16 protein-coding genes are annotated in these 22,517 nt (G+C 73.1%); 4 read left to right on the top strand and 12 right to left on the bottom strand.

From position 1 onward, the window contains the following. Window positions 1-6 precede the first annotated feature (6 nt). From E6W39_RS06060 to E6W39_RS06010, 11 genes are all read right to left on the bottom strand, one after another. Window positions 7-1,089 (bottom strand): winged helix DNA-binding domain-containing protein, encoded by a 1,083-nt coding sequence (locus tag E6W39_RS06060; protein WP_141632634.1) that lies wholly within the window; start codon window positions 1,087-1,089, stop codon window positions 7-9. Window positions 1,090-1,178: 89 nt separating this feature from the next. Further along, window positions 1,179-1,826: a 4'-phosphopantetheinyl transferase family protein gene (locus E6W39_RS06055; protein ID WP_141632633.1), complete on the bottom strand. Its 648-nt coding sequence runs from the start codon at window positions 1,824-1,826 to the stop codon at window positions 1,179-1,181. Between the two features lie 83 nt (window positions 1,827-1,909). Next, window positions 1,910-5,944, bottom strand: coding sequence for a non-ribosomal peptide synthetase (locus E6W39_RS06050; RefSeq protein ID WP_181799128.1), 4,035 nt, complete (start codon window positions 5,942-5,944; stop codon window positions 1,910-1,912). A gap of 70 nt (window positions 5,945-6,014) precedes the next feature. Continuing rightward, a complete protein-coding gene (locus E6W39_RS06045) occupies window positions 6,015-6,530 on the bottom strand; it encodes a flavin reductase family protein (RefSeq protein ID WP_220140171.1) in 516 nt (171 codons plus the stop codon). After that, window positions 6,527-8,119, bottom strand: a complete 1,593-nt coding sequence (locus E6W39_RS06040) for a tryptophan halogenase family protein (protein ID WP_141632631.1) — start codon at window positions 8,117-8,119, stop codon at window positions 6,527-6,529. Before E6W39_RS06040 ends, E6W39_RS06045 begins: the two co-directional genes overlap by 4 nt. Before the next feature lie 63 nt (window positions 8,120-8,182). After that, window positions 8,183-9,391, bottom strand: a complete 1,209-nt coding sequence (locus E6W39_RS06035; protein WP_141632630.1) for a cytochrome P450 — start codon at window positions 9,389-9,391, stop codon at window positions 8,183-8,185. A 2-nt stretch (window positions 9,392-9,393) separates the two neighbouring features. After that, window positions 9,394-9,594: an MbtH family protein gene (locus E6W39_RS06030; protein ID WP_141632629.1), complete on the bottom strand. Its 201-nt coding sequence runs from the start codon at window positions 9,592-9,594 to the stop codon at window positions 9,394-9,396. Next, window positions 9,591-10,361 carry a thioesterase II family protein gene (locus E6W39_RS06025; RefSeq protein WP_141632628.1) on the bottom strand — a complete coding sequence of 257 codons (771 nt, stop codon included), beginning with the start codon at window positions 10,359-10,361 and terminating at the stop codon, window positions 9,591-9,593. The genes E6W39_RS06030 and E6W39_RS06025 overlap by 4 nt, the downstream gene beginning before the upstream one ends. Beyond that, window positions 10,351-12,117 (bottom strand): non-ribosomal peptide synthetase, encoded by a 1,767-nt coding sequence (locus tag E6W39_RS06020; protein ID WP_141632627.1) that lies wholly within the window; start codon window positions 12,115-12,117, stop codon window positions 10,351-10,353. Before E6W39_RS06020 ends, E6W39_RS06025 begins: the two co-directional genes overlap by 11 nt. Beyond that, window positions 12,114-13,637 (bottom strand): aldehyde dehydrogenase family protein, encoded by a 1,524-nt coding sequence (locus tag E6W39_RS06015; protein ID WP_141632626.1) that lies wholly within the window; start codon window positions 13,635-13,637, stop codon window positions 12,114-12,116. Before E6W39_RS06015 ends, E6W39_RS06020 begins: the two co-directional genes overlap by 4 nt. A 10-nt stretch (window positions 13,638-13,647) precedes the next feature. Then, window positions 13,648-14,451: an AfsR/SARP family transcriptional regulator gene (locus E6W39_RS06010; protein ID WP_141632625.1), complete on the bottom strand. Its 804-nt coding sequence runs from the start codon at window positions 14,449-14,451 to the stop codon at window positions 13,648-13,650. Between the two features lie 296 nt (window positions 14,452-14,747). On the opposite strand from E6W39_RS06010, the gene E6W39_RS06005 reads away from it, so the two are divergent. After that, window positions 14,748-17,903: a non-ribosomal peptide synthetase gene (locus E6W39_RS06005; RefSeq protein WP_141632624.1), complete on the top strand. Its 3,156-nt coding sequence runs from the start codon at window positions 14,748-14,750 to the stop codon at window positions 17,901-17,903. 140 nt (window positions 17,904-18,043) lie between these two features. Further along, window positions 18,044-19,408: a serine hydroxymethyltransferase gene (locus tag E6W39_RS06000; protein WP_141632623.1), complete on the top strand. Its 1,365-nt coding sequence runs from the start codon at window positions 18,044-18,046 to the stop codon at window positions 19,406-19,408. A gap of 21 nt (window positions 19,409-19,429) precedes the next feature. Here E6W39_RS06000 and E6W39_RS05995 read toward each other — a convergent pair whose 3' ends face one another. Beyond that, window positions 19,430-20,431, bottom strand: a complete 1,002-nt coding sequence (locus E6W39_RS05995; RefSeq protein WP_141632622.1) for a LuxR C-terminal-related transcriptional regulator — start codon at window positions 20,429-20,431, stop codon at window positions 19,430-19,432. A 390-nt stretch (window positions 20,432-20,821) separates the two neighbouring features. On the opposite strand from E6W39_RS05995, the gene E6W39_RS05990 reads away from it, so the two are divergent. After that, window positions 20,822-21,016 (top strand): hypothetical protein, encoded by a 195-nt coding sequence (locus tag E6W39_RS05990; protein ID WP_141632621.1) that lies wholly within the window; start codon window positions 20,822-20,824, stop codon window positions 21,014-21,016. Between the two features lie 30 nt (window positions 21,017-21,046). Next, entirely contained in the window at window positions 21,047-22,501 is a 1,455-nt protein-coding gene (locus E6W39_RS05985) for a cation:proton antiporter (protein WP_228717990.1), read from the top strand. Window positions 22,502-22,517 lie beyond the last annotated feature (16 nt).

Here is a 22,517-nt window from a genome sequence, read left to right as displayed (position 1 = left end):
GACCGGTTACGTGTTCGAACCCAGGAACCTCATGACGTCGGCCTCCTCGGCGGCGATCCCCGCCCTGACCTCGGGGGAGAGCTCTTGGAACGCCGCCACGGCCACCGTCCGACCGCCCGTCTTCCGGCTCCAGGTGGCGCAGGCCAGCCCGTCGGCCGTCACCGTGGCCCGGATCTGGCCGCCGCCGGGCCAGACCTGGCGCTCGTCGGAGGCGGCCACCGAGAGGGCGCGGGTGCGGTAGCCCACCAGGTAGTTGTCGTAGGCGGGCAGCAGCCGGACATCCGGCTCGCCGGGAGCAGCGACCGGCGGCCGGTCGGCGGGCAGCAGGCAGGGCTGTCCGGCCACCTCGTACTCGACGGCCTCGCCGCCCTCGATCAGGGCCCGCCAGGCCCCGCGCGCCACCGTGACCGGAAGCCCGGACCAGGTGGCGAAGTCCTCCAGCGCGGCGGGGCCGTGGGCGGACAGGTAGCGCCGGGCCAACTCGGCGGCGGCGTCGGCCTGATCGAGGGTGCGCCCGGGCGGCAGCCAGTCGTCGAGCAGCACGAAGCAGGGCTCCTTGTCCCGGGTCGGCCCGTGGCAGATCTGGCCGAGCAGCGCACTGCGCCGCAGCACGTGGAACGGGACCTGGCCGCTCGGATCCAGACCGGCCCCCGCCAGCCGCTCGGCCAACTCGGCGCGGGTGAGCGGGCCTTCGGCAGCCAGCGCACTCGTGACCACCTGCTCGGCGCGGGCCAGGGCGGCCGCGTCCAGACCCAGCTCCCGGTAGCGGCGGGCGCTGAGTTTGAGGAAGACCGGACCGAGCAGGCCGGTCAACCAGCGCAGGTCGGCGGCCGGCACCAGGTACAGCGTGCCGCGCATGAACCAACCGCGCACCATGCTGCGGTCCGTCTCCAGCGCGTGCACCACGTCGGCCGCCGTCAGGCCGGTGGCACGGACCCGGAGCCCGAGCGCGGCGGCCGACTGGTCCTGGGCCTGCACGGCGAAGGCGCGGTCGAGGGCGGCGGCGGCGGAGGCGGCGCGCACGCCGCCGCCGATGCCCTGGGCACCGGCACGGAGCCGCCGGGCTGTGGCGGTGTCAAGGCTCTGCATGTCTGGTCATCCTAGGTCGCGGCAGCTCGGGGCACGCGGCGCTGCGCCGAACCGGACGCAGCGCCCCGTCCCCCGGGCCGTTCAGCCGTTCAGCCGAGCAGTTCGACGGTCGCCGGGTGCCGGGACGCGACGCAGCCGATGGCCCGGCCGTCGGGGTCGTACCAGTGCGCCAGCCGCCAGCCGTGCCAGTCGATCGGCGAGCGGTCCGCGATCGGGAGGTCGACCGAGGCCATCTCGTCCAGGGTGGTGACCCCGACCTTCACCAGCGCCTCCTTGCGCACCCACTGCCGGAGGAACGAGCGCTGCGGCCGCTCGGCCCGCCGCAGCGCGGCGAACTCCGCCGCCGAGGCGGCTAGTTCGACGACCCGCCAGTCCAGCGGCTGGTCGCCCATCGCCTCGACGTCCACGCCGATCGGACCGGCGCTCGCGGCCGCCGCCACCAGCCCCCGGGTGTGCGACAGGCTGACCGTCAGCGACGGCGCCTCCAGCAGCGACGGGACGCCGTGCGGGCGGGTGCACGAGCCGCAGTGCTGCACCAGGGTCAGCGCACCCGGCGGCACCCCGAGGAGCCGCCCGGCGCAGACCCGGACCAGCGCGTGCGCGGCCACGAAATCGGCCCGGTCCGCCTCGTCCCGGATCGCGGCGGCGCGGTCGAGCTCGGTGGCGCTCAGTGCGTGAGCGCCCTCGATCCGGTCGAGCAGCAGCGACGTCGGGCCGCTCAGGACCAGGCCGCCCATCGAACCTCCCTCCTCAGCCGGGGGCTTCTCACTTGCCGGCGCCTTCTCACCTGCCGGCGCCTTCTCACTGGCCGGGGATCCGCTCATTTGCCGCGGGTCCGCCGCAGGACCGCGAAGTGGCCGGGCAGCCGCAGCGCTCCGGCGTCGGTCCGCGGGTCGATGGCGTGCAGCGTGACCTCCTCGTCGGCCAGCACCTCCCAGCGGTCGCCGGGGAAGAACCGGCGCAGCTCCGCCGAGGCGAACGTGGCGGAGTGCCGCACGCCGGCCGCCTCCAGCGGACCGACCAGGTCGGCCGCCCGGCCCTTGCTGCCGCCGACGAAGCCGACGTAACCGAAGGAGCCGGCCGAGTAGTCGGGCTCGTGCACGATCAGCACCCCGTCCGGCCCGAGCAGTTCCTCGACCACCTCGGCCAGGGCCGCCCGTCCGGCGTCGTCCAGGATGTGGAGGACACCGCGCACGAAGATGTTGTACGGCCCGGAACCCAGGTCCGCCGCCTGCCGGCGGTCCGTCATGTCGAGGGCGTGGTAGGAGACGTTGTCCAGGCCGGCGCCCTCGGCGATCGCGTGCTCGATCGCGCTGCGCGACACGTCCACGCCGACCACCCGCGGGTAGCTCTCGGCGAGGGCCCGGCTGTACCGGCCGTTGCCGCAGCCCAGGTCGATGACCGGCAGGCCCGGCCGGAAGTAGCGCTCCGCCACCGCGGCGCACCAGGCCAGCTCCTCGGGATCGTCCGCATCCCACAGCACGTCGCCGCCGCGCCCGGTCCGCTCGATGCCGGCCCAGTACGCCTCCCAGGCGTCGGAGGTGTCACGCTCGGCGGGCGGCCCGGCAACCGGCGCGGTGGTGGCGAGCAGGGCGCCCGCGCCGACCACCGACGGCAGCAGCCCGAACTCCTCGCGCTGCCAGGCGCGCGGATCGGCCAACCCCTCCAGCAGCGAGACGAAGGCGTCGAACATCTCCTCGATCAGGCCGTCGGGGTAGAGCGAGGGGAGGTAGTCCCAGTTGAAGGCCAGCCCGCCGGAGCGCTCGAAGACCTGGAAGTCCAGCGAGACCTGCGGGGTCTGGGAGATGCCGTACACCGGCACGCCGAGGGCGGTCTCGGTGAGCCCGGCCGGATGGCCGGCCAGGCTGGTCATCACGATCGGCATCGCCGGAGCCAGGCTGCCGCGCAGTTTGGTGAGCTCCCGCAGCACCTGGACGCCGCTGAAGTAGCGGTGTTCCAGGTCCGCCCAGAGCCGGCGCTGCAGCTCCTGCGCCCGTCCCGCGAAGGTCGGCTCGGTGCGTTCCACGGCCAGCAGCAGTGTCGTGGTGGTGTCGCCGAGCAGCGAGTTGACCTGCGGATGCAGCGGAAGCCGGTTGAACAGCGGGAAGTTGATGGTGAACCGGGACTGCCCGCTCCAGGCGCTCAGCACCTCCGCGAACGCCGCGGCCAGGGCGCCGGACGGGGTGACCTCCAGCTCGTTCGCGTGCTGCTGGACCAGCCGCCACTGCTGCGACTCCAGGACGTGGCTGCGGCGTTGGAACCGCACCGGCCCGCCGTCCGCGCCGTCCGGGCCGGCCGCGCGCTCCGGCAGCGCCGGTGCCGGCGGCAGGGTGGCGAGGCGGTCCTTCCAGTACCACTGCGAGCGGCGGTACAGCTCGGTCTCCCGGATGCCGACCTGGGTGCCCAGTACGTAGTCCCGGAATGTCAGCTCCAACGGCGGCAGTTCGGCGTCCGGGTCCTCGTAGAGGGCGATCAGATCCGGGATCAGCACCTGGAAGTAGCTCCAGGCGTCGGCGATCAGGAAGTCCAGGCTCAGGTGGATCCGGGCCCGCAGCGCGCCCTCGGCGACCGTGGGCAGCAGGCTCACCCGGACGTCGAACAGCGGCCACCGGTCGCTGTCCAGCACCTGGTGCGAGAGCCGCTCGCGCAGCGCGGCGAGCCGCTGCCCGGCGTCCTCCTCGCTGTGCCCGGTGAGGTCGAGCGACTCGATCGCGTAGTCCGGCGGGCTGACCAGCACCTGCTGGGTGCCGTCGGGGTTGATCACGGTGCGCAGCGCGTCGTGCCGCTCGACCAGCCGCCGCCACGCCAGGGCGAACCGGTCCGGCCGGAAGTCCTGGCTCTCCCACTCGAAGTAGCCGTGGCAGCCCACGTTTCCGAGCTCGACCAGGCCGCCGCGCCCGATCCACATCGCCTGCTGGCTCTCCGTCAGCGGGAACGGGTCGAAGCGGTGCTCCGGGTCGGGCGTGATCGGCGGCAGGCCGGCGAACGCCGCGGTGCCGGTCCGCCGCCCGGAGGCGATCAGCTCGGCCAGCTCGGCCACGGTCGGGTGCGCGGACAGGTCCGGAAGGCTCAGCTCGGTGGCGTAGCCGCGCCGGACGGCGTCGATCAGCTGGAAGGCGAGCAGCGAATGCCCGCCCAGCTCGAAGAAGTTGTCGTGGATGCCGATCTGCGGCGCGCGGAACAGTGCGGACCAGATCCGGCACAGCCCGTCCTCGAGTTCGTCGCGCGGCGCGGCATAGCCGGTCTGCACGGCCTCCCGGGCCTGCGGGGGCGGCGGCAGCTGCTTGCGGTCCACCTTGCCGTTGGCCAGCCTGGGTAGCGCCGCCACCACCAGCACGGCGCTGGGCACCATGTAGTACGGCAGGTGGCGGGCCACCCGGGCCCGGATGTCACCGGGCTCCAGCGCGCCGTCCGGCTCGGCGGCGACGTACGCGATCAGCCGCAGGTCGCCCGGTGCCTCCTCGTGGGCCAGCACCACGGCCTCGCGCACCCCGGCCAGCCGGGCGACCACGGTCTCCACCTCGCCGAGCTCCACCCGGAAGCCGCGGACCTTGACCTGGGCGTCGCCCCGCCCGAGGAGTTCCACGGCGCCGTCCGGCCGGTAGCGGGCCAGGTCGCCGGTGTCGTAGAGGACCTCCTCGCCCAGTTCGGGGGCGGGGTTGCGGCGGAACTTCGCCGTGGTGAGCTCGGGCCGGTCGTGGTAGCCGAGCGCCAGCCCGGCACCGGCCACGTGCAGCCGGCCGACCTCCCCCACCGGCACCGGGCGGTCCTGCTCGTCCAGCAGGTGGACCCGCAGGTTGGCGATCGGACGGCCGACCGGAACGGGACGCTCGGCGCGCACCGCCGGGTCGGTGGCCCGGGTCGTGAAGTCGATGCCCGCGCCGAGGTCCAGGCAGGACAGCACATTGGTGGTCTCGGTGGTGCCGTAGGTCATCACCACGGTGAACGGCAGGTCGCCCGGCGGCCAGCTGTGCACCCGCTCGGCGGTGGTGACCATGATCCGCAGCGCCGTGTCGGCCGGCCAGTCGAGCCCCCAGGCGCGCTCGGCCAGGGCCGCGACCAGCATGGTGTGCGTGATGCCCGCGCCGACCAGCCAGTCCCGGATCTGCTCGGGCGTCTGCGCCTGGCCCGCCTCGGGGACGTGCACCGCGGCACCGATCGCCAGGTAGGGCAGCCACTCCATGATCTGCACCGCGAACCCGGGCGTGGACAGCCAGGAGGCGCGGTCGCCCGGGCGGACCCCGTACGCCCGTCGGGTCCAGTGCACCAGGTTGACGATCGCGCCGTGCCGCTCCAGCACGGCCTTCGGGGTGCCGGTCGAGCCGGAGGTGTAGATCAGGTGGCTCACCGTGTCGGCGGTCAGCGGGACGGGTGCGGGCCTGGTCCCCGGTACCGCCAGGTCCGTGCCCACATCGAGGACCGGGCAGCCGCCGGGCAGCCGGTCCGCCACCGGGGCGGGCGCCAGCACGGCCAGCGGTGCGGCGTCCCGCAGCATGAAGGCGAGCCGCTCGTCCGGGTTCACCGGGTCGAGGGCCACGATGGCGGCGCCGGTCTTGAGGATGGCGACCGCGCCGATCAGGTAGTCGGCGCCGCGGGGGTAGCAGAGCCCGATCCGGTGGCCCGGCGCCGCGCCCACGGTCTGCAGCAGTGCGGCCAACCGGTCGGTCTCGGCGGCGAGTTCCCGGTAGCTGAGGACGCGCGCGCCCTGCACCACGGCAGGCGCGTCCGGGGTGCGGGCGGTCTGCTCGGCGAGGAGTTCGGGGTAGGCGGCGGTGGGCCAGACGGCCTCGGTGCGGTTCCACTCCGCGGCCGGCCGCACGGCGGAGTCCGGGCTAGGGAGCACGGTATCGGTCACGGTATGACCTCCTTGGCGGTCTTCGGACGCGGGCCGGCCACCCCTCGGCGGGGTGCCCGGCCCACGGGGGTCAGATGGCGTTGGCGACCGGACGGGCGAGCCAGGTCCCGTAGGACCGGTGGCGGTGGAGCAGCGGGAAGCCGCCGCCACCCTGCAGACGGGTCACCCGGCCCAGGACGACGGTGTGGTCGCCGACCTCGGCGGTGCCCGACACCTCGCACTCGGCGTAGCCGAACGCTTCACCGGCCAGCTGCGGCAGGCCGGTGGCCGAGGGACGCCAGTCCACCTCGGCGAAGCGGTCGGCGACCGGGGAGGCGAACAGCTCGGCCGCCCGCTGGGCGTCGTCGTGCAGCAGGTTGACCGCGAACGCCCCGCGCTGCTCGATCACCCGCCAGGTCAGCGCGTCGGTGCGCAGGCAGACGGCGAGGGTCGGCGGCTCCAGGGCGACGCTGGTGAGCGAGGAGCAGGTCATGCCGTACGGCTTCCCGGCGCGGTCCGCGGTGGTGACCACCGTGACCCCGGTCGGGTACCAGCTCATCCAGGATCTGAACGCCTGGGGCGTGGCCGCGGCCTGGTCCCAGCTCACGGCCGGGTCCCGTGCAGCTGCTTGAGGTACTCGAGGTTGGTCGGCAGGGTCTCGGTGAGCTCCCGCTGCCGCTGCTTCACCCGGTCGAAGAGCCGCTGGCTGCCCTGGACCGACTCCGGGCGGTAGGTCAGCGCGGGCAGCGGGTGGTCCGGGCTCAGGCCGAGGCCGCTGAAGATGCAGTAGTAGCTGCCGTTGGTCCAGAAGTTGCGGAACTCGGCGTCGAAGTTGCCGTAGTAGTTTGACTCGTCGGTGGCCGGCGGGTTGATCGGCACCCCGGCCCGGAACATGGCGATCTTCTCCCGGATGTTGTCCGGCAGGGCCAACTCCTTGTTGGCGCGCCAGAATTCCGAGTCCGTCCGGGGTGCGAGGTAGAAGTGCGCCTGCAGGAAGTCCCGGGTGTCGTCGAACATCTCCTGGATCTCGCGGTTGAAGCGGTCCACCAGGGTCTGGTCGAAGCCCCGGTCCGGGAAGTGCTTGGCGAGCTGGTGGATCGCGGCGTAGGTGAAGTAGATCCCGGTGGACTCCAGCGGCTCCAGGAAGCAGGAGGCGAGGCCCACGCTGACGCAGTTCTTGACCCAGGCCCGCCGGTTGCGGCCGACCCGGAACCGGATGTGGTTGAACTTGGCGTTCGAGTCGAGGCCCCACATCCGGCAGAACTCCTCGGTGGCCTCGCCCTGTTCGGTGAACTTGCTGGAGTACACGTAGCCGCTGCCGAACCGGCCGGGCATCGGGATCTTCCAGCTCCAACCGTGGCGCATCGCGATCGACGAGGTGTACGGCTCCACCCCGTTGGCCTCGTCGTCGTGCGGGACGGCGGTGGCCACCGCGCTGTCGCACAGCAGGTGGTCGCTCATGTCGAGGAACGGCTCGGCCATCGCCTGGTTGATCAGCAGGCCGCGGAAGCCGGAGCAGTCCACGAACAGGTCGCCCTCGACCAGCCGGCCCGCCTTGGTGCGCAGTCCGGTGATGAACCCCCGGCCGTCCTTGAGCACGTCGGTCATCTCGTCGGAGAGGTGGTGCACGCCCTGCTTGTCCGTGGCGAACCGGCGCAGGTAGTCGGCGACCAGCGCGGCGTCGAAGTGCCAGGCGTAGTTGACGGCCTTGCGGCCGTCCGGATACCGGGGGGCGAGGTTGCCGTCCATCACCGCGGTGTCGGTGAAGCAGGCGTAGTCGAAGGGCTCGTCGGTCTCGCCCTGGAGCCGGCGGTACTCCCAGTAGTGCGACAGCGGCACGTTGTCGTGCGAGGGCAGCAGCCCGAACGGGTGGAAGAAGTGGTCGGGACGGCCCTGGTAGCTCCGGGCGGTGGCCTGGCCGGGGCCGGGGGTGCGCCAGTTGAGGAACTTGACCGCCACCTTGAAGCTGGCGTTGCACTCGCGCATCCACTCGTCCTCCGGGATGCCGAGGAAGTCGAAGAACGCGCGCTGCAGGTTGGGTACGGTGGCCTCGCCGACCCCGATCCGGGGGATCGTCGGGGCCTCCAGCACCGTGATGTCCACGGTGCCCTGCAGGGCTTTGCCGAGGTAGGCCGCGGTCATCCAGCCCGCGGTGCCGCCGCCCAGAATGACGACCTTGTTGATGCGGTTGCTCACGTGAGTCCTCCAACTGGCTTGTGGCTCTTGTTGATTGGCGCTTATGAGTCAAGCGGTGCGCAGTCATGCCCCGGTTACGGCGGGCGCGCGGAGCAGCCGGACGGGCAGGCTGCGGACTCCCCAGGTGAAGTTGGACGCGTTGAACAGCGCCGGGCCGGTCAGCTCGAACCCGTCGAGGTGGGCCAGCAGTTCGCCGAGCAGGGCGGAGAGCTCCAGTCGGGCCAGCCGGGCACCCAGGCACAGGTGCCGGCCGTGGCCGAAGGCGATGTGGCGGTTGGGACGCCGGTCCACCCGGAACTGCTCGGGGTGGTCGAAGAGTTCCTCGTCCCGGTTGGCCGAGACGTTCCACAGCGTGACCTGGTCGCCGGCCGCGATGGGGACGCCCGCGATCTCGGTGTCGCGGGTCGCGGTGCGCAGCGCGTGCACGCCCGGCGTGGTCCAGCGCAGGATCTCCTCCACCGCCGAATCGATCCCGGCCGGGCCCAGTCGGCGCAGCAGCGCCCACTGGTCGGGCAGTCGGGCGAACATGTTGACCGCGCCGGCGGCCGAGTAGCGGGTGGTCTCGTTGGCCCCGGAGAGGATGCCGTTGCAGTTGAAGACGATCTCCTCGTCGGTGAGCATCCGTTCGGTGCCGGACTCCTGCACCGGGACGTCGAAGGCGATCTGGCTGATCAGGTCGTCGCCCGGGTCGGCGCGGCGCTGCCGCAGCAGTTCGATGAAGTACAGGAAGATCTCGGAGTGCGCGTGGCTGCGGACCACCTCGTCCGGTGAGTCGAAGGCCTCGGTGGTGAGGTCGCCGATCCAGGACCAGTCGCCGCGCGGAATGCCCATCATGGCGCACACCACCCGGTTGGGCAGCTGCTTGGCGAGCTCGATGAAGTCGAACTCGGCGCGGTCCACCGCCTCGGCCACCAGGTCGCCCACCACCTGGGCCACCATCCGTTCCAGCTTCGGCAGTTGGGCCGGCCCGAAGGCCTTGCTCAGCGCTCGCTTGACGTTGGTGTGCTCGGGCGGGTCGGAGACGATCAGCATCTGCTGCGCGACCGAGGCCACCGCGGCCGGATCGCTGCCGAGCCGCATCCCGTGCCGGGAGCTGAAGGTGTCGCTGTCGCCGTACACCTGGACGATGTCCCGGTACCGGCTCAGCACCCAGAAGCCGGGGCCCTGCGGCTCCGGGTGCCGGTGGACCGGGGCGTTCGCCCGCAGCCAGGCGAAGACGGGCCAGAACTCGTTGCGGCTGAACGGACCCGGGTCCAGCAGGTCGATGTGCATGGTCACTCCTCCAGGGCTCGCCGCAGGCTCAGCGGACGCAGGTCGGTCCACCGCGCGTCGACGTGGTCGATGCATTCGGCTTCGGTACCGAGGAATCCGGTGTCGGACCACCGGGCCGGGACGGGCACGGTGGCCGGGAGCAGGGCGTGCTGCCCCTCGTGGTTGGTCAGGACGCGGTAGCGCGGTGCGTCGGTGCTGGTCATGGCCGTCCTCCTGCGGTCGATCCGGCGGCGAGCAGTTCGGCGAGCAGCGGCAGCACCAACTCCGGTGTGTGCAGGGCGAAATGGTGACCGCCGGGGAACTGCCGCCGGTGGCAGGCGAGTTCGCTGTACCGGGGCCAGCCGTCCAGCTGCTCCGGGGTGACGGTGTCGTCCCCGTCGCCGCCCCAGGCGTGGATCGGGACGTCCAGCACCGGGGTGCCGTCGTGGCGGTAGCCGAGCGACAACCGGGCGTCCCGCCGGAGCACCTCAAGCAGCAGCTCGCGGGTGTCCGGGTCCAGGGCGGCGACATCCGGACCGCCGGTGTCGAACAGGCGGTTGAGTGCGGCCTCGTCCTCGGCGATGCCGCGTCCGGCCCCGTGCCAGTGCGCGGGCGGGCGGCAGGCGCTCACCACCAGGGCGGTGACCCGGGCGGTGCGCTCGGCCCGGAGGGTGCGGGCCAGCTCGTAGCCGAGCAGTCCGCCGAAGCTGTGGCCGAAGACCACCACCGGGCGGGCCGGGCCGACGTACTCGGCGACCTGGGCCGACAGCTCAGCGACGGCCTCGGCCACGCTCTCCGGCATCGGGTCGAGCCAGCGGTTCTCCCGCCCGGGCGGCTGGATGCCGATCACCTGGGCGACGCCTGCCAAGGTCTGCTGCCAGGACCGGAACCGTCCGCAGCCGGCCCCGGCCGGCGGCACGCAGAGCAGCACGGGGACGGCCGGCGGGGCGGGCCAGTCCATCAGCCAGGAGCCGCCCATCTCAGCGCACACCCACCGACTCGGCGGTGGCCAGCGCGTCGAGTTCCGCCGCCAGCGCCGCCGCCGTGGGGTTGGCCAGCAGCATCCCGAGGCTGACCGGCAGACCGGTCCGCCGGCGCAGCTCGGCCACCATCCGGGCGGCGAGCAGCGAGTGGCCGCCGAGCTCGAAGAAGTCGGCTGACGCACCGTCGATCTGACGGTCCAGCAGCTCGCTCCAGAGTGCGAGCAGTTCACGCTCCCGCTCGGTGGCGGGCGGCCGTCCGGTGCCGACCGCCACGGGCGCCGACGCCGCCTCGCTCGCCAGTGCGGCCCGGTCGGCCTTGCCGGTGGCCAGGGTGGGGATGCCGTCCCGGACCTGGACGGTCTGCGGCACCGCGGCGGCCGGCAGCAGCGTGGCGCAGTGCGCCGCCACCCGCTCGGCCAGGCCCGCCGCGGCCGCGCCGGGCGCCGGCACCACGGCCAGCCCGAGGGCGTCGCCGGAGCCGACCACGAACGCCGCGGACGCCGCGACCTGGGGCAGTTCCCGGGCGGCCCGCTCCACCTCGCCCAGCTCGACCCGGAAGCCCCGGACCTTCACCTGGTCGTCCCGGCGACCCCGGTACTCCAACTCCCCGCTGGGGAGTTCGCGCACCACGTCCCCGGTCCGGTACATCCGCGAGCCGTCCGCCCGGAACACATCGGGGATGAACCGGGCCGCCGTGAGCCCGGCCCGCCCGCGGTAGCCGCGGGCCAGCGCCGGACCGCCGAGGAACAGCTCGCCCTCGGTCCCCGGCGGCACCGGGCGCAGCTCGGCGTCCAGGACGTAGGCCCGGTAGCCGGGCAGCGGACGGCCGATGGTGTGCACGTCGTCGCCCCGGACGCTGTCCGACCAGGTGGCCGCGATGGTCGCCTCGGTCGGCCCGTACACGTTGAGGAAGCGCCGGCCCGGGGCGAACCGGTCCGCCAGCGCGGGTGGGCAGGGCTCCCCGGCGACCACGATCACCTCCGCGCCGGTCACCTGGTCGCCGTGGGCGGCGAGCAGCGACGGGGTGAGCGAGACGGTGCGCACGGCGGCGGCCCGGATCGGCTCCGGGCCCTGGTGCGCGGGCGCCTCCAGGGTCAGGTCGACCATCGCCACGCCCTGGCCGTGCAGCAGGTAGAGCAGCGAGCACCAGAGCCAGCCGTCGAAGGCCGGCGAGACGGCGTTCAGGCCGAGCCCGGTACTGGGCAGACCGATCCCGCCGAGCGCGTCGGCGAAGGCCGCGAGGCCGCCGTAGGTGACTTCGACTCCCTTGGGGCGCCCGGTGGTTCCGGAGGTGTAGATCAGATAGGCGGCGCCGTCCGGGTACGGCCGCACCGGGAGGGCTGCCGGCGCGGCCGGGGCGGGCTGCTCGGGATGCAGGATGGCCAGCTCGGGCGGGAGCCAGTCCGGGGCCTGCGCGGTGACCACGAGTTCCACGCCGCCGTCCCGCAGGATGTAGCGCAGGCGCTCCGCGGGGTGCCCCGGGTCCAGCGGCACGGCGGTGGCACCCAGCCACCACACCGCCAGCAGGGCGGCCAGGCTGTCGCGCGAACGGCCGAGCAGCAGCGCCACCCGGCGCTCGGGACCGATCCCGCGGGTGGCCATGGCGGCGGCCAAGCGGCGGGTGCGATCGGCCAGTTGGACGTAGTCGAAGGCACCGTCCGGTGCGCTGACCGCGGTGCTCAGCGGCAGCTCTTCGGCCCAGCGGAGCAGGGCGGCGAGCACCGGGCCGGCGGTCCGCGCGTCGGTTGTGGCGCTGGTACTCATCGTGAGGTCCTCTCCTCGGTCCGAGGTGCGGTGTCCTTGAGCCGGGGCCCGAGCGGGCCACCGGAATCCTGCGGAAACTGCAGGGACTTGACTTCCAGGAACGCCTCCAGGCCGGCCGTGCCGCACTCGCGGCCCAGGCCGGACTGCTTGAAGCCGCCGAACGGCGCCGCGGGGTTGAACGGTCCGCCGTTGAGGTCGACCAGGCCGGTCCGCAGCCGCCGGGCGAACCGCTCGGCCCGCCGGTCCCGCCCGGCCCAGACCGAGCTGTGCAACCCGTACCTGGTGCCGTTGGCGATCCGCACCGCGTCGTCCTCGTCCTGGTAGGGGAGCACGCAGAGCACCGGCCCGAAGACCTCCTCCTGCGCGAGAGCCGCATCGGGACAGACCCCGGCGAACACGGTCGGCCGCACGAAGTAGCCCCGGTCCAGGCCGTCCGGTCGGCCGGGCCCGCCCGCCACCAGCCGGGCGCCGTCCGCGAGGCCCCGGCTGATGTGGCCGGTGACGCGTGCCAAGGCCGCCGCGCTGACCAGCGGGCCCAGGTCGGTCGACTCGTCCCGGGGATCGCCGACCCGGTAGTCGGCGATCGCCTCGACCGCGAGCGCCAGGGCCTCGTCCTCGAGCCGGGCGGGGACCAGCAGACGACTCCACTGCAGGCACGACTGCCCCGAGTTGAAGCAGACCTGGTCCACGGTGGCCCGGACGGCGTCCTCCAGGCTCTCCTCGTCGAGCACGACGCTGGCGCCCTTGCCGCCCAGCTCCAGGTGCACCCGCTTGACGGTCGCGGCGCCCAGCGCGGCCACGTCCCGCCCGGCCCTGGTCGACCCGGTCAGCGAGACGGTGTCCACCAGCGGGTGGCCGGCGAGGGCGGCGCCCGCCTCGGGGCCCGTTCCCACCACCAGGTTGAACACCCCCGGCGGCAGGTCGGCCTCGGCGATCAGCTCGGTGAGCAGGTAGGCGTGCAGCGGTGTGATCTCACTGGGCTTCAGGACCACCGTGCAGCCGGCGGCCAGGGCGGGCAGCACCTTCTGCACGGTCAGCAGCAGCGGCATGTTCCACGGGGTGATGCAGGCCGCCACCCCGGCCGGCTCGTGCACCACCAGCGAGTTGCCGATCCGGCGCTCGAACGCGAAGCCGTCCAGCAGGTCGAGGCTGTGCGCCGCCATGCCGATCGCCAGGCCCACCTGGGTGCGGCGGGCGACCCGGACCGGCGCACCCACCTCCGCCGTGATCAGCTCGGCGAAACGGTCCGCCCGCCGGGTCAGGCCCTCGACGATCCGGCGCAGGGCCTTGGCCCGGACGGGCACCGGGGTCGCCGCCCAGCCGTCGAACGCGGCGGCCGCGGCCCGGGCCGCCCGATCGGCGTCGGCCGCGGTGCCGGCCGGCACGGTGGCGATGCGCAGTTCGGTGCTCGGGTCGACCACCTCGATCCCGGCCTCCGCGGTGGATGCCTGCCAGCGTCCGCCGATCCACTGGTCTGTCAACTGCTGCTCCGGCACCGGCGGCCGGCTGCGCGCGGTCATGGTCTGCCTCCTAGCCGGCCAGGCGCACCGGGGCGAGCCTGGCGCGCGGAATGATCGTCTGAAGGGTGCGTTCGGTCTCCCGGTCCGGTGCCACCGCGAGGTCCTCCATGAGCCGGCGGGAGCACAGCTCGTACCAGCTGCGCGCCCGGTCGAACTCGCCCCGGCGGCCGTGCGCCGCCATCAGCACCCGGTAGGTCTCCTCGTGGTACCGGTCGATGCCGAGGGTCTGCCGGCACACCTGGATCAGGTCGTCGAAGTCGTCCCGGGTCACCGCGGCCGCCCGCACCACATCGAGGGCGCGCATGGCCAGCGACTTGAGGTACTCGCGCTGCTCGACCACCCACGCGGCCGACTCGCCGGGCAGGAACTCACCCGAGTACAGCCCGAGTGCCGCCCGCAGGCTCCGGTCGGTGCGCTCCGCGTCCCCCGCCCGGTGCGCGCGCAGGCCGTCGGACACCAGCCGCTGGAACTCCTCGACGTCCGACCAGAAGTCCTCGATGTGGATCGAGTAGCCGAAGTCGCGGTAGACGATGCTGATTCCGGTGTCACCCGGCCGGTCCGGATGGGCCTGCAGCACCCGGCGCAGCGCATGGGCCGCGACCTTGAGCGAACTGCCGCCCGGGAACTCGGACTCGGGCCAGAGCGCGTCGTACAGCTGGTCCCGGGTGACGAGTTGGTCCTTGTTCAGCACCAGGTACTGGAAGAGGTTACGGGCCTTGCCCGCCCGCCACTGCCGGATCGGCGAGCCGTTGACAGTGAGTGAGAAGCACCCAAGGAACCGGACTTCCACGGAGTGCCGTGCCCCGTCATCCAACGGACCACTCCTTTGACGTGGGTGGGATGGGATTCCTCATCGAGCGTGCCACCGGGCCGAGGGCGGACCGGCCCGGCCAAGGTGTCGTGTTGTCGCCGCTGCGCCATACGACAGCCGCACAAAGCTGACGAACTTCCTGCTATGGGACATAGCGCACCAGCCGTAACCCCCGGGTAACCCCCGCTGCGGAGCCTTCAACTGCCGAGGTGGCCACCCAGCGAGCGGAGAAGGACGTGACTGATCTCTTGCAACACGCGCTCAGCGTCGATCCGAACGGCCGGTATCACCCCTTTCCGATGACCGAGACCCAGCAGGCGCTGATGATCGGCCGGGGCGACGCCGTCGAGTTCGGCAACATCGGCTGCCACGGCTACTTCGAGTGGGAGCGCGACGACCTGGACGCCGAACGGTTCGCCACGGCCTGGCGCCGGCTGGTGGACCGGCACGACATGCTGCGCACCGTGGCCCGGCCGGACGGCACCCAGCAGGTCCTGGCCGATCCCGGCGACTACCGGATCCCGGTGCGCCGACTCGCGGCGCTCACACCGGACCGGGAGCAGCGCGAACTCGCGGAGATCCGGGCCGAGATGAGCCACGCGGTGTTCCCGGTCGGCAGCTGGCCGCTGTTCGACCTGCGGATCACCGAGCTGGCCGACGGGGTCTCCCGGATCCACCTCGGGATCGACCTGCAAGTCCTCGACGCCTCCAGTGCGTTCCAGGTGCTCTTCCCCGACCTCGTCGACCTGTACGAACACCCGCAGGCCCGACTCCCGGACCCCGGCCTGGGCTTCCGCGACTACGCGATCTGGCGGCGGCAGGAACTCCCGCACACCGAGGCGTACCAGCGGGCCCGGGCCTACTGGCTGGACCGGGTACCGCAGTTGCCCCCGGCCCCCGGGCTGCCGGCCGGGACGTCGCAACCGGGCCCGGTCCGCTTCGACCGCCGGGAACGCCGACTGCCGCAGCAGCACACGGCCCGCCTGGCCGAGCTCGCGGCCGAGCACGGGCTCACCCTGTCCACCCTGCTCACCGCGGCCTTCGCCGAGGTGGTTCGGGACTGGTCGGACACCCCCGACTTCACCATCAACTACCCGGTGTTCCACCGCCCTTCGGTCCATCCGGGCATCGGCCGGGTCCTCGGCGACTTCACCAACGCCGTCCTGCTCACCGCGCGTTCGACCGGTGACACCTTCCTGGACCGCGCCCGCGCCCTCCACCAGCAGCTCGAACTCGACACGGAACACGGCGCGTTCAACGGAATCGAGGTGCTGCGCGAGCTGACCCGGGTGCACGGCGCCGGCATGCAGGCCGCCATGCCGGTGGTGGTCACCAGCCTGCTCGACTACCCGACCCGCCGCCCGGTCTCCGACCTCGGCCGCGAGGTGTACTCGATCTCACAGACCCCGCAGGTCTCACTGGATGTCCAACTTCGGGAGTTGGACGACGAGTTGCGCGTCATCTGGGACTTCGTGGACGGTGCCTTCGCGCCGGGCGTGCTGGACGCCATGTTCGCCGCCTACGGTGCGCTCCTCGACCTCCTCGCCGAGGACCGGGACGTCTGGCACACCGACCGGTTCAACCTGATCCCGGCCGACCAGCAGGCGCTGCGGTTCTCGGTGAACGCGACCGACGGCGAAGTCCGGGACGCGCTGCTCCACGAGCTGCTGTCCGCGCAGATCACCCGCACCCCCGAGGCCGAGGCCGTGGTGGACGGCCGACGGCGGCTCAGCTACGCCGAGTTGGGCGGGTACGCCAACCGGATCGCCCGGCGGCTGCGCGCCGCCGGTGCCGGTCCGGGAGAACTGGTCGCCGTGGTGATGGAGAAGGGCTGGGAGCAGTACGCGGCCGTCTACGGCGTCCTCGCCTCGGGCGCGGCGTACCTCCCGGTGGACGCCACCGTCCCGGCGGAGCGGCTGCACCGGCTGCTGGCCGGCGGGCAGGTCCGCACCGTCCTCACCCAGGCCCGACTGGACCAGAAGCTCGACTGGCCGGCCGGCGTCGTCCGCCACCGGGTGGACGAGGACTTCGAGACCGGTGACACCACCGCGCTGCCCACGGTCCAGCGGCAGACCGATCCGGCTTACGTGATCTACACCTCCGGCTCCACCGGGGAACCCAAGGGCGTGGTGGTGGACCACCGCGGCGTGGTGAACCTGATCGACGACGTCAACACCCGCTTCCGAGTCACCGCGGCGGACCGGCTGCTGGCCATCTCCGGGCTGCACTTCGACGCCTCGATCTACGACGTGTTCGGCGTCCTGGCCGTCGGCGGCACGGTGGTGCTGCCCGACCAGTTCGAGCAGGCCGAGCCGGACGCCTGGGCGGACCGGGTGGCGGCCGAGTCGATCACGGTCTGGAACTCCGTCCCGGTGCTGATGGAACTGCTGATCGGCGAGGCCGAGACCCGCACCGACCGCCCGCTCGCCTCGCTGCGCCTGGCGGTGCTGTCCGGTGACTGGATCCCGCTCACCCTGCCCGCCCGGATGCGGGCGCAGAGCAGCCGGGTGCAGGTGGTCGGATCCGGTGGGCCCACCGAGACCATCTGCTGGTCGCTGTTCCAGCCGATCGGCGAGGTCGACCCGGCCTGGGCGAGCATCCCGTACGGCACGCCGATCACCAACCAGGCGTACCACATCCTCGACGAGGAGCTGCGGGAGCGTCCGATCGGCGTGCCGGGCCAGATGGTGGTCGCCTCCGAGGTCGGCCTGGCCCACGGGTACTGGCGGGATCCGGAGCGGACGGCCGCCAAGTTCGTCCGGCTGCCCGGGAGCGGGCGGCGGGCCTATCTGACCGGCGACCTCGGCCGCTACCTGCCGGACGGCAGCATCGAGATCCTGGGCCGGGACGACTTCCAGGTGAAGATCCAGGGCCAGCGGGTGGAGCTGGGCGAGATCGAGGCGGCCCTGCGACAGGACCCAGGCGTGCGAGCGGCCGTGGTGGTGGCGCCGCGCAGCGAGCACGGCGTCCGCCGGCTGCACGGCTTCCTGGTGACCGCGGACGGCTGCCCGGCCGACGAGATCCGATCCCGGCTGGCGCAGCGGCTCCCCAAGCACCTCGTCCCCTCCGGGTGGACCGTGCTCGACACGCTGCCGCTCACCCGCAACGGCAAGGTGGACCGGCTGGCGCTGGTCGAGTCGGCCGGCCGCCAGAGTGACCGGGCGCCCGCGCCGACCGAGGGCGGGCCGCTGGAGCAGGTGGTCTGCGCGGCCGCCGCCCAAATCCTCGGACTGGCCGACGCGGTGCCCGCCGACAACTTCTTCCGGCTCGGTGGCGACTCGCTCAGCGGCACCCGGCTGGCGTCGCTGCTGCGTGAACTGCTCGGCGTGCCGATCCCGATCAGGACCGTCTTCGGCCACCCGGTGCTCGGCGAGCTGGCCGACCGGCTGGCGGCCGACGAAGCGATCGGCGCGCAGGCGGTGAGTGCCGCCGAGGCCCTCAGCCGACTCGCCTGAGCCACCCGGTGGGGCCGGCCCGGCCGCACCTCGGCCCTCGGCCCCACCTCGGCCCCCGGCCGCACCTCGGCCCCCGGCCGCACCTCGGCCCCCGGCCCCACCCAGGCCCCACCCGGTTCCGCAACCCCAGGGAGCGTCAGATGACCATCGCGATCCAGCCGGAGACCTGGTCGCCGGCCAAGGGCGGTCTGATCGGTTTCGCCGCCCATGCGGCGGCCCGGCTGCAGCAGACCGATCCCGACCTGTACGACCTGCTCGAACAGGAGAACACCCGCCAGGACGAGACGCTGATGATGGTGGCGGCCTCCAGCATCGCGGACCCGTCCGTGCTGGCCTGCTCGGGGACCGCGCTCGGCAACCTCACCGCCGAGGGCTTCCCCGGTGCCCGCTACCACGGCGGCTGCTCGGTCGCCGACGAGATCGAGCGGCTCGCCATCGCCCGGGCGTGCGCGGCCTTCGGGGCCCGGGACGCGATCGTCCAGCCGCACTCCGGAACCTCCGCCAACCTGGCCGTCCTCAGCGCCCTTCTGAAGCCGGGAGACACCCTGCTCGGGCTGGACCTGGACTGCGGCGGCCACCTCACCCACGGCTCGCCGGCGTCCATCACCGGACGGTGGTTCAGATCGGTGGGCTACCGGGTGACGCCCGACGGCTACCTGGACTACCGGCAGATCCGCCGGCTGGCCAGGGAGCACCGGCCCAAGGTGCTGATCTGCGGCGCCAGCGCGTATCCACGGACGATCGACTTCCGACGGTTCCGCGACATCGCCGACGAGGTCGGCGCATACCTGGTCGCGGACATCTCACACATCGCCGGCCTGGTCGCGGCCGGCCTGCACCCCAGCCCGATCGACCACGCGCACGCCGTCACCACCAGCACCTACAAGCAGCTGTACGGCCCGCGCGGCGGACTGATCCTGCTCGGCAAGGACGCCGACGCGGCCGGCCCGAACGGCGGCTCGCTGGCCGGGGCGCTGCGCCGCGCGGTCTTCCCGGCCACCCAGGGCACGCCCGATCTCGCGTCGGTGGCGGCCAAGGCCCGAGCCCTCGGCTTCGTCGCGGGAGGGGAGTTCGCCGAGCTGGCGAAGCGCCTGGTCGACGTCGCGGCGAGCCTGGCGACCACGCTGGACCTGCGGGGGCTGCGACTCGTCACCGGCGGCACCGACACCCACATGGTGCTGCTTGACCTGCGCGGCACCGGTCTCACCGGGGACCTCGCGGAACGGGCCCTGGAGTCGTGCGGGATCGTGGTGAACCGCAACCGGGTGCCCGGTGACACCACCCCCGCCAGGGTGACCGGCGGACTGCGGCTCGGCAGCAACACCCTGGCCGCCCGCGGCCTCGGGCCGGCCGAGGCGGCCGAATGCGCCCACCTGGTGGCCGACGTCATCGGCGCCCTCCGGCCGGACGCCGACCAGCCGCTCGATCCGGCGCTGCGTTCGGCGGTCCGTCGCCAGGTGGCGGAGATCTGCCGCCGGCACCCGATGCCGGGGTACCGCTTCTAATCTGCTTGCGGGGTAGTGCTGTTAACGGATGCCGTGCTGGTGGGCGAGGTATCCGGCCTGCATCCTGGTCCTGGCGCCGAGCCGGTCCAGGATGTCGGCGATGTGGCGCTGGCAGGTCCGCTCGGAGATGCCCAACTGCTGGGCGATCTCCCGGTCCTTGCCACCGGCGATCAGAGCCCTGAGGATGGCGACCTTCAACTCCTCCGTCACCTCCGAGAGTTCGGGTCGGCTGGCGCCGCCGTCGAACGGCGTCGCCAGCCCCCAGTCGCGGTCGAACAGGTCGGCGAGGAAAGCCACCAGTGCCGGGTCGCGGACCAGCAGGCCGCCGACCGCCGGATCCTGATGGGGGATCAGCGCGGCCCGCTGGTCGAAGGCCGCGAACTCCGGCAGCGTGTTCGGCAGCGTGCGGACCACGGCCCCGAGCGGGGTCAGCTGCTCCGCCAGCGCACCGGCCGCCGGGGTGAACCTGGCCGCGTAGGGATACAGCACGCGCATCTCCGCTTCCCGCGCGAGCAGTTGGGAGACCCAGGGCAGCGGCCAGGCCGTGTCGGCGGTTCCGAGCAGGACGGCCGGCCGGCACAGCAGGACCTCCGACCGGGCCTGGCTGCCCAGTTCGGCGGCGGACCGCCGCAGTGACTCGGGCCCGGGCAGCCGGACCACCGGCCGGACCCAATCGGTCCTGGACTCGTACAGCGGCAGCAGGTCGTCGAACTCGGCGCGCACCCGGTCCACTTCGTCCCGGAGCTGGTCGATCTCCCGGACCACCGGGCCGAGGAGGAGGTCCCGCGCGGTCTGAGGAGGGATCACCCGGTACCGGTCCGACGCCCCCGGGACGGCCTCCAGCAGGCCGAGCCCGAGGAGTTCGGCGATGCCGTCCCGGACCGACCGCTCCGGCAGGCCCGCCCTGCCGCTGAGTTCGGTGACGGACACCGCTTCACGTTGGACCGCGTGCGTGTAGACCAGCAGACCACCGGTGCCGAGGCTGGGCAGGCGGGTCGGCCCGGGGGCGTCCGAAGCGTCCAAGGCAGTTCTCCTCCCGGTCGGTACCACGATGGCGGACGGGAGCGCCGGCCCGAAGCCGCCCGGGGGTTCGGCATCGCGCCGGGCGGGAACCCGCCAGCGGACCAAAACCCGTGAAAGCGGGACGGATACCGTGAAACCGATGAAATGGTCGACCGTGCGCGGCAGTTGAACGCCACCGGAGCCGTTGGTTCACCTGGATTCGGTCCGGTTTTCACCCTTGTGTCCCCAGGTCGTCAAGTCGCCAGGCGGCTTTACGAGGCCCAGGGCTCCTTTGTCGCCCCCCGGCCGCGGCGCATCGTGGAGAGCGCCCCGGGGAGGTCGGCCGAGTGGACGAACTCCCAGCCATCCTCGCGATCCGCAAGCCTCCCGACTCGACTACAGGAGCCAAAGGTGACACGTACCAGGATCGTCATCGCCGTCGCCGCCGCCGTGCTCGCCGCCGCGATGTCCGCCGGACCGGTCGGCATCCTCGCCGGCCCCTCGGACACCGGCTGGGGAGGACCGGCCCCGGCCCCGGTGGCCGCGGCGCAGAGCACCTCGTCCCCGACCGGCACCGTCCTCGCCGGCGACACCGGCTGGGGCTGACCCCCAACAGCATCCACCTGGAAGGCTGCCATGCGCGGAAGCAACAGTCCGGACCGGCGCCCCGGGGCCGGACGCGCCCCCACCCTGCTCGCCCATCTGGCCCTGGTGGCCGTCACCGCTGCGGCGATCGCCCTGCTGCTCCACGCGATCGGCGGCGACGGCGGCCCGCGGGCACCCGGCGGGGCCGCGAAGTCGACCAGCGTGTTCGGTACCTTCCTGGTCGCCATGCCGCTGATCCTGCTCTGTGCCCAACTGGCCGGCCGGTGCTGCCGAAGGCTCGGGCAGCCGGCGGTGATCGGCGAGATCCTGGCCGGCATCCTGCTCGGCCCCTCGCTGCTCGGACGGCTGTCGCCGGGGACCGAGCGCTGGCTCTTCACGGCGCACCTCGCCCCCGTCCTCGACACGCTCTCCCAACTCGGCCTGGTGGCCTTCATGTTCCTGATCGGCTACGAACTGGACCTCGGCCAGCTGCGCCGCCACCGGTCGTCGGCCGTGCTGATCAGCCACGCCGGGATCGCCCTGCCCGCGCTGGCCGGCATCCTGCTGGCCGTCCCGATGTACACCCGGTTCGCCGAACCCGGCGTCGGTTTCCCGGTGTTCGCGCTCTTCATCGGGGTGGCGATGAGCGTCACCGCGTTCCCGGTACTGGCCCGGGTGCTGACCGACCGCGGCCTGGACCGCACCCCGCTCGGCGCGTTGGCCCTCACCAGCGCGGCGGTGGGCGACGTGATCGCCTGGTGCCTGCTCGCCCTGGTCACCGCGCTGGCCGGACACCACGGCCCGGCGCGGGTGCTGGTGACGATCGGACTCTCGGGCGCCTTCTTCCTCGTCATGCGGTACGGCGTGCGGCCCCTGCTGGTACGGGTCGGCCGCGCGGATGCGTCCAGGCCCGTCCCCGTGGCAGCGGTCCTGCCGCTGCTCCTCGGCGGCGTCCTGCTCAGCTCGTACGCCACCGACCGGATCGGCGTCCATCCGATCTTCGGCGCCTTCCTGTTCGGTGCGGTCATGCCCCGGAACCTGCCGCCCGTCAACGCGGCGGTCGAGCACCTGCGCGGCGTCGCCGGCCTGCTGCTCCCGCTGTTCTTCGTCTCCGCCGGGCTGAACATCCGGCTGGACCTGCTGGGGTCCGATCCCACCAGATGGGTCTGGTGCCTGCTGATCACGGCCGTCGCGATGCTCGCCAAGTGGGGAGCGAGCTCGGCCGCGGCCCGGGTCGACGGTATCGGCTGGCCGCAGGCGCTGTCGCTGGGCGCGCTGATGAACTGCCGGGGGCTGACCGAGCTGGTCATCCTGAGCATCGGCTACCAGCTCGGTGTCATCAGCTCCCTGGTCTACTCGCTGCTGGTGGTGATGACGCTGATCAGCACGGCGGTCACCGCGCCCGCCCTGTCCGGCATCGCCCGGGTGTTCGCCGGGCGGCGTCCGGCACCCGTGCCGCCCCCCGAGCTGGCCACGGTGTCGAGCACCAGCGGCACGGCGTTCTGAGCCGGCAGGCAGGCCG

Source organism: Kitasatospora acidiphila (genome assembly GCF_006636205.1).
GTDB classification, from domain to species: Bacteria; Actinomycetota; Actinomycetes; order Streptomycetales; family Streptomycetaceae; genus Kitasatospora; species Kitasatospora acidiphila.
The sequence above is the reverse complement of the archived record's forward strand: the minus strand, read 5'-3'. Positions and strand labels throughout refer to the sequence as shown.